The organism is Curtobacterium ammoniigenes NBRC 101786 (assembly GCF_001571045.1).
In the GTDB taxonomy this organism is placed as follows: domain Bacteria; phylum Actinomycetota; class Actinomycetes; order Actinomycetales; family Microbacteriaceae; genus Curtobacterium; species Curtobacterium ammoniigenes.
Map to the genome: position 1 here is coordinate 442501 of NZ_BCSV01000003.1, position 6033 is coordinate 448533.

Below are 6033 nucleotides of genomic sequence, written 5' to 3' on the forward strand. Positions count from 1 at the left end.
GGGGTACGGAGATGACGTTGCCGACCAGACTTCCCGGCGCACCACAATCAGCTTACGGGTGCGAGGTTGTCCGCGGTCGCTCGGGGGCTCCAGGTGGGGTTCGTCAGGTTACGAGCTTCCGGCTTCCGGAGGCTCGCGCTCCCCGGCGCCTGCTCTCCCGGGGAACAAAAAACGCTCCCGACGAGGACGGGAGCGCCACCAAAGCGGTCACCAGTTCCGGCGCCCACCGACGACTACAAATAGCGCCCCTCCGGAATCTCCCGATCTCCCGATCTCTCAGTAGCCGTTCATCTCCGTTCTGGCGGCGGTGAAAGCGCGCGTGCGCGGGTTGACGGGCACGCGTGCCGTCAAAGAGCGGAGCGCTCGATTCGCGCTACCGCCACGCCCTCGCTTCCGGATCCCAGCGCAGAGCTGTCGCGCCGGCCAGCACCGGATCGGCGAACGCGATGCACTCCACGAGGAGCTCCTCGAACTGCGCGGGCGTCGATTCAGTCAGCCGCTGCTTTCTCCGCCAGGTCGCCCACTTGCGCTGGGCCACGCTTGGCATTCCCTCGAGGAGAGGCGCGAGCGGTTCGAGCGTGACGTCGCGGTAAGCGGCGACGCTGTTGAGCGCCTCACGCAGGTCGCGAGCGGGGATCTGGCGCGTTCGCGTGAGGGCGGCGATGTCGACGAAATCGCGCCAGCGGGTGTTCTGCTCGCCCCGATCGATCGCCGTCATGATCTTCTCTGCGAGCACCATGTGATCGGGATAGCCGCGGAGTCGAAGCGTGCCACCGAGCAGCAGTGGGAGCTCCGCTTCGGTAGGCGCCGGCCAGATCGGATCGCCGAAGTTCAGGTCGACGTGCAGAGCGATGACCGCCGACACCAGTCGTGCGACCACGCGAACGCGCACGCCGCTGTAGGCAGCGTCCTCCCGGATCTCCTCAGCCGACACCGATTCAAGATCGAAGGAGAGGCCATCCCCCACCGGACTTGCCAGCACGCCACGGATCCGCCGTTCGACCTCGGCGACGTCGTTGGCGAAGCCGAGGGCGGCGAGGTCGATGTCGCGGGTCGGGCGACGAACAGCGAACGCCGCCATGAGCACGCCGCCCTTGAGTACGAAGTCTTCCGCGTTCGGTGAGGCCGCGAGACGGGTCAGGAAGCCTTCCAACGCGTAGAGCGTGAAGTACTCGGAAGGCTCGCGCCCGTGGCGCTTCGCCAGGTTGCGAAGGTCGTTGTAGGCGCGACCTTCCGGAGTATCTCGCATCGGCGCGGGCGGCGTCACAGGAGCACCTCCAACGCCAGCCGCAACCGAGGCAGTACTTTCGGGAACGAGCGCGCCATCGCCAGCAGAGCCGCCGGAGAGTTCCCGCGACGCCGCAGCCAGCGTCGCAGCGCCTTGTAGGCCACGTCGCTGCCTTCCTGGTGCATGAGGCGAAAGGCGTCGATGATCGTCCGCTGCGCCGAGTAGATCGCCACCCGGGTTCCTTCTCCTGCGTCGATCTGCTCCCGGCCGATATCGAAAGTCGCGGCGTCGAAGCTGTGCCAGCTTGCGTGTGCGAACCCCGCCGGGTGGCGGGTTCCCCGAGGTAGTGCGATGTCCGTCGCGAAGGGGATGGCGTCGCTCAGCTCGTGATGCACGAGCGCGCTCGTCAGACACAGCGTTGCGGTGGAGTGCACAGCCATTGCGGCCGCAATCGTGGCGAACGCAGGGTCGACCGCGATCGGGCGCACGAATGCGCCGCGACCCACCCGCTCGATCTCGCCCCGTTCGAGCAGCACATACACCTGGTCCTTGCGTAAGCCTGCCGCGCGCGCATCATCGAGGGTGAATGCGGGTGCGAGCTCGATCGTTGCCACGACTCCTCCTAACTGATTACAGATCAATGCTACCTGTATGCAGATAGGAGAGCAATGCGCGCCCAGCACCCCAGCACCGCGCCCGTCAACGGTGGCGGTGCTCAGTTTCCGGACGTCGATGAGCGATTCGACGTACAGCCTCGACACCTGTTCGGCCCGTTCTGGCGGTTGAAGGTCACCGACACGCTCATGGGACGAGATGTGAACGTGTCTGGGGGCGGGCCGCTCACCGGCTACGGCTCGGTTCGGAGAGCAGCCCGGTACTCGACCCGCCTGTATCTGACGCAGCTCGCGCGCAGAGAACGCCGCGAGGCCCGGTAGCCGATCGTCGACCGGGCGCCGTTCGCCGCAATCGTAAGGTGTTGCTATGAGCACCAACGTTCGCGCGATCGAGGACCGTGACGCTGCTGATTGGGCAGCGCTCTACACCGGATACCGCACCTTCTACAAGCAGCCCGAGGACGCCGCTGCCGTGGAGAAAACGTGGCAGTGGGTGCGTGCTGGTCGGCACGGTCTCGTCGGTCTCGTTGCGGTCGATGAGCGGGACAAGCCGATCGCGCTGGCGAATCTTCGATGGTTCGCGCGGCCGTCGACGGCAACTATGGGGCTCTACCTCGACGACCTTTTCACTGCGCCCGATGCTCGCGGCCGTGGTGCTGCACGGGCGCTCCTGGAACGCGCATCCGAACTGGCGCGCGATGGCGGTGCGAACGTGGTCCGGTGGATCACCGCCGCCGACAACGAAGCCGCGCGACACCTGTACGACACCGTCGCGACCGCCACGCCCTGGGTGACCTACGACAAGCGACCCGCGGAATCAGCAGCGATCGACGAGTGAACCTCGTCGACCCGCTATAACCCGATATTCGATCGGCTTTCGGGTCGTGGGCATGCGGTGCAGGACGAGCCCAGGTTGGCCGTCGGGTGCGTCGGGACCGTGCCCGATGGGGGTGAAGCCGAACCGCTCGTAGAGGCGTAGCGCCGGCGTTGAGATGTCCGTTGTCTGCAACCACACGGCCTCGCCGTCCAATCCAGCGAGCCAAGCGTCGAGAACTCGTGCACCCAGTCCCGTTCCGGCGACGTCGGGGTGTCGCGCGAGCAGCGACAACACCACGGTCCCTTCGAGCATTCGAGCTGCAGGGCCGAGACGAAGGCGGAGTTGCGTACCCCATTGGTCGCTCTGCTCGTCCCATCGCCATCGGTGGCCGTATGCGAAAGCGAGCAAGCGGCCATCTTCGACCGCGCTCACCGCGTGCAAATGCTCGGCCGATGAAGAGGTCGCGTAGAGGCGAGCGAACAGATCCGCGACAGCCTCGGGCTCGTTCAAAGGCGGCCCCGAGGATGCCGCCCGGTACAGTTCTCGGACCTGCATCTCGGACGGCATGCGGTCGCGATCAGCAGAAACTCTGAGCTGAATCATGAAAGGACGCTAGCCCGACACTGCCTGCCCCGTAACGGATCCGCTACCGAGACGAGGCTAAGTCGGACAGGAGCCGCTACCCCTGGTCTCGGCAGCGGAGCATGTTCATCGCGATGAGCGTCATCACGGGCTCGTCTCGATCGTTGGTGACGGTGATCCGCGTCCTGAGAATGCCTCGGTCCGGCTTCGACCGGGATCGTCGCGCTTCCAGCACCTCAAAGCGCGCCGAGAGAACATCGCCCGGACGAACTGGCCGAAGCCAGCGCAGCTCGTCAACGCCGGGAGACGCCAAACTGGCCGCATCGTTCAGGAACGATGTCGCGAGGATGCGCATCATCAACGCCGCTGTGTGCCACCCCGAGGCGATGAGACCACCGAACGGACCGTCGACGGCCCGCGCCGGATCAGTGTGGATCATCTGCGGGTCAAACTCTGTGGCGAATCGGAGCAGATCGTCCTGACGGACCGGCTCCGACCCGTACTGAACATCGATGCCGGGTACGTAGTCCTCGAAGAAGCGATCGTCGACGGGCCGTTGGAAATCCTTCATGACGCCTACCCTGACCGTCCGGTCGTGGTCACCAGCGCAACGGCAGTCACAACAACGACGCAGACGGCTTGTTCGATATCGAGCACGGCGGCCGTTGCCTGCACTCGGCCGTCTCGTTAACCGATCGGATCAGCGGGCAGTGGTGAACTTTGCGACGACCGGTTCGAAGTCGGGGTGGTCTTGGACTCGATGCTTATTTCCTTCAAGCCGGACGTGTGTTGCGCCGTGGTCGGTGAGGATGGAGGCGATCGCTTCGTACTCCGCGTTCCACCCACCCGTGAGAACAAGCGTGTGTATGGGCGTGATGACCTCGGGATCGATGTCGTGACCCCACGGCGGTGTCAGGTGGGAAAACCGGCGAGCCATCGCCTGTTCGGTGTTCCACTTCTCCGGCTCAAACGGGCCGCCGAACATGAGGGGCCGAACGATGCGCCAGTACGCGACAAGGTCACCGTCGCGGGCATACTCTCTCGCTTTGGACATGATCGCGATGTGACGCTCGATCGCTGGATTCCCGCGCGCGATGTCATACAGCGCCGGCTCCACCAGCACAAGGTCGTCCACGCGCACGCGACCGTCTTGCAACGCAATCATTACCGGGATAGCGCCGAAGGAATGCGCGACGACTGCGACCGGGGCGGTAACCGGAATGCGGGATAGGGCGATCGCTTGCTCAGCGGCCTCGGTCGTGGTGTCCAGCTCCGCGAACACCGCGTCCTGACGGGCGGCGCTTGGCCACGCGTCAGCGCCGGTACGGCCGGCACCGTGGACGTAGAGACGCATGACCCGAGGGTAGCCAATACCGCGGGCACGGCCCCGCGCGGAATTCGGCTAGGAGCTGACGACGCCGAGTGCAACCGCGACGGCCACGCCGACACCCGCGAACACCGCCACCAGACCCCCGATGAGCGCCGCGAGCCGCTGATTCGTAACCATGCCCACCCTCCGAGCATAGGAACTATGACCAGGACAGCCGCAGCCCCGATGGCGGATCCGTGAGCGGGGGGCGTGAGTGCTCGGCCCGACGCGGAGAACGGGACTGTCGCTAGCTGAGCCTGAGGGTCTCTTTGCATTCGGTTATGCCGAACAACTCGATGTCGTGCCGCCGTTGGCCGATCCATCCCTTTCGTGTGAGCCGCCATCGCTGCATCAGGCCGGGTTTTCCGCGACGCGCCGCCCAAGTCACGCCGTTCTTGTGGTACCCGGCGGCACGGGAGACGGCGTTCGAGGCCGGATTGTCGAAAAAGGCTTCCGTGGCCGTGTCGACGCTCTTCGAAAAGGTTGCCAGTAGCGCTCGTTGAAAAGGGGACCACCTGAGGCCGAGATTGGCTGGGTGATCAACGTGCAGGAGTGGGCGGAGATCCGTCATCTTCATGTGGCGGAGGGACTGTCGCAGCGAGCGATCGCTGACCGGTTGGGTGTGGCGCGGAAGACCGTCGCCAGAGCCCTAGGGTCGGAGGGACCGCCGGAGTATTCGCGTCCGTCGGGCCCGTCCGCGTTCGACGTGTTCGAGCCGAGGGTCCGTGCGCTGCTGACGTCGTTCCCCACGATGCCCGCGACGGTGATCGCGGAACGCGTCGGTTGGGTGGGGTCGGCGTCGTGGTTCCGGAAGCGGATCGCCGTGCTGCGGCCGGAGTATGCGCCGAGGGATCCCGCGGATCGGCTGGAGCATGCGCCGGGCGATCAGGCGCAGTGCGATCTGTGGTTCCCGCCGGCTCGGATCCCGCTCGGCGCCGGGCTGGCGGGGTCGCCGCCGGTGCTGGTGGTCGTGGCGTCGTACTCGCGGCTGATCACCGCCAGGATGCTGCCGTCCCGGACGACGCCGGACCTGCTCGCGGGCATGTGGTCGCTGCTGTCCGAGCAGGTCGGCGCGATCCCGAAGCGGCTGCTCTGGGACAACGAGGCTGGCATCGGTAGGCACGGACGCCTCGCCGATGGGGTCGCCGCGTTCACTGGGACCCTCGCGACGAAGCTGGTGCAGGCGAAGCCGTTCGATCCGGAGACCAAGGGCGTCGTGGAACGCGCGAACGGGTTCCTGGAGACCTCGTTCCTGCCCGGCCGGTCCTTCGGCTCTCCGGGCGACTTCAACGCGCAGCTGTGGGACTGGCTGCCGGTCGCGAACCGGAGAACCGTCCGGAGCCTGCATGCCCGCCCGGTCGACCTGCTCGACACGGACCGGGAGCGGATGCTGCCTGTCCCGCCGGTGGCGCCGCTCCTCGGG

At 66.3% G+C, this 6033-nt stretch carries 8 protein-coding genes; 3 read left to right on the top strand and 5 right to left on the bottom strand.

Features of this window, described 5'->3' with window-relative positions; genetic code table 11:
- Positions 1-373 precede the first annotated feature (373 nt).
- Both CAM01S_RS09045 and CAM01S_RS09050 read right to left on the bottom strand, forming a co-directional pair.
- Positions 374-1267, bottom strand: coding sequence for a nucleotidyl transferase AbiEii/AbiGii toxin family protein (locus CAM01S_RS09045; protein ID WP_245631587.1), 894 nt, complete (start codon positions 1265-1267; stop codon positions 374-376).
- Entirely contained in the window at positions 1264-1842 is a 579-nt protein-coding gene (locus tag CAM01S_RS09050; protein WP_245631588.1) for a type IV toxin-antitoxin system AbiEi family antitoxin domain-containing protein, read from the bottom strand. The genes CAM01S_RS09045 and CAM01S_RS09050 overlap by 4 nt, the downstream gene beginning before the upstream one ends.
- A gap of 54 nt (positions 1843-1896) precedes the next feature.
- Between CAM01S_RS09050 and CAM01S_RS09055 the strand changes: the two genes are divergently transcribed.
- Positions 1897-2163, top strand: coding sequence for a hypothetical protein (locus CAM01S_RS09055; RefSeq protein ID WP_066519854.1), 267 nt, complete (start codon positions 1897-1899; stop codon positions 2161-2163).
- Positions 2164-2209: 46 nt separating this feature from the next.
- The gene (locus CAM01S_RS09060) at positions 2210-2680 is read left to right on the top strand and encodes a GNAT family N-acetyltransferase (RefSeq protein WP_066519855.1); all 471 of its coding nucleotides are present in this window, start codon (positions 2210-2212) and stop codon (positions 2678-2680) included.
- On the opposite strand, the gene CAM01S_RS09065 is transcribed toward CAM01S_RS09060, so the two are convergent.
- The 3 genes from CAM01S_RS09065 to CAM01S_RS09075 form a co-directional block, all read right to left on the bottom strand.
- Positions 2660-3262, bottom strand: a complete 603-nt coding sequence (locus CAM01S_RS09065; RefSeq protein ID WP_083527891.1) for a GNAT family N-acetyltransferase — start codon at positions 3260-3262, stop codon at positions 2660-2662. The two genes, CAM01S_RS09060 and CAM01S_RS09065, sit on opposite strands and share 21 nt — an antisense overlap.
- Positions 3263-3338: 76 nt before the next feature.
- Positions 3339-3812 carry a MaoC family dehydratase gene (locus CAM01S_RS09070; RefSeq protein WP_066519861.1) on the bottom strand — a complete coding sequence of 158 codons (474 nt, stop codon included), beginning with the start codon at positions 3810-3812 and terminating at the stop codon, positions 3339-3341.
- 129 nt (positions 3813-3941) lie between these two features.
- Positions 3942-4595, bottom strand: coding sequence for an alpha/beta hydrolase (locus CAM01S_RS09075; protein WP_066519863.1), 654 nt, complete (start codon positions 4593-4595; stop codon positions 3942-3944).
- 559 nt (positions 4596-5154) lie between these two features.
- On the opposite strand from CAM01S_RS09075, the gene istA reads away from it, so the two are divergent.
- On the top strand, positions 5155-6033 hold an 879-nt coding region (istA, locus tag CAM01S_RS09080), incomplete at its 3' end, for an IS21 family transposase (RefSeq protein ID WP_245631594.1).